Source organism: Pseudomonas sp. UMAB-40 (assembly GCF_900095275.1).
GTDB lineage: Bacteria > Pseudomonadota > Gammaproteobacteria > Pseudomonadales > Pseudomonadaceae > Aquipseudomonas > Aquipseudomonas mandelii_B.
In genome coordinates, this window is the sequence record NZ_LT607614.1 from 1 (window position 1) to 932 (window position 932).

1 protein-coding gene is annotated in these 932 nt (G+C 50.8%); it reads left to right on the forward strand.

The genetic code is table 11. The features are described 5' to 3' along the window. Positions 1 to 155: 155 nt before the first annotated feature. A complete protein-coding gene (locus K0F88_RS32000; RefSeq protein WP_219097874.1) occupies positions 156 to 818 on the forward strand; it encodes an SMI1/KNR4 family protein in 663 nt (220 codons plus the stop codon). The last annotated feature ends 114 nt before the right edge of the window (positions 819 to 932 follow it).

The window sequence follows — 932 nt, forward strand, 5'->3', positions numbered from 1 at the left end:
CTATTCAGAGTGATTGGCACCGCCAGCCAGTCCGCAACCTCTCGCCTTTTGGGACTCGCATAAACAGCCTAAGATGCGTTTTGAAAACGGCCGGAAAGTTGAGATGAATTCCGAAACTTCAAACGCCCTGCTACCGATGCGGAGAGCCTGTCACTTTGAATTATGGAAAAGACGTTGCGGTTGTAGAGGACTTTCAAAGGCTTGCGCGCAATATAGACATTCAGTTTCCTGAACGCCTCGCGACTCTCATGGGAATAGCGCATACGCATCCAGCGACGGCCGCACTGAGTAGCCTTGAAGATTTTATATGGCTTGATGCCGAACAGGCCGAGCGAGAAATCAATGAGTGGCTTAATCCTGATGACCAGCAAGGTCGAACCTTTCTTCCCTTTGCGGCTACAGGCGGTGGTGAGCCTTACTGCGTGGTTAAATTGGAAAACGGCGCTTCGGGGATTGCTCAGGTACTTCATTTTGCACAGCCATCTCCACTTGCCCATGCCGATATCTCTTCGTTCGTGACAAGGGAATACGTGCGCGTCGCTAGAGATCTGTCTTGGCTACCACCTAAAGCAGACTTCAGTGTTGCACTGAAAAGTGAAGTGGCATTGATCCAAACGGCTCTGCTACCCGCAGATTATGCACTTCTTGAGGCTATTTTCAGTCGACAGTGTGTTGCCATGAACTACCAGGCAGGGCCTCGAAGTATCCCGAAAATTGTCAAAGCTTTCATTTCTCAAGACGAAGAGGAATCTTTAGCCGCCCGACTGCGCCATCCGAGCCCAATTGAGTTCGAAGCTCTTCGTGCCTGGATGCGCTAATTGTCCATTTCGTGCTCGGGGCCTAAAAATGGGCAAGTTTTGGCCAATAAATGACTGCCGTGAATGGCCGCAATGAGTAGCACTCGGCCCTCTTTTAAAGGCACCGATCGGCCA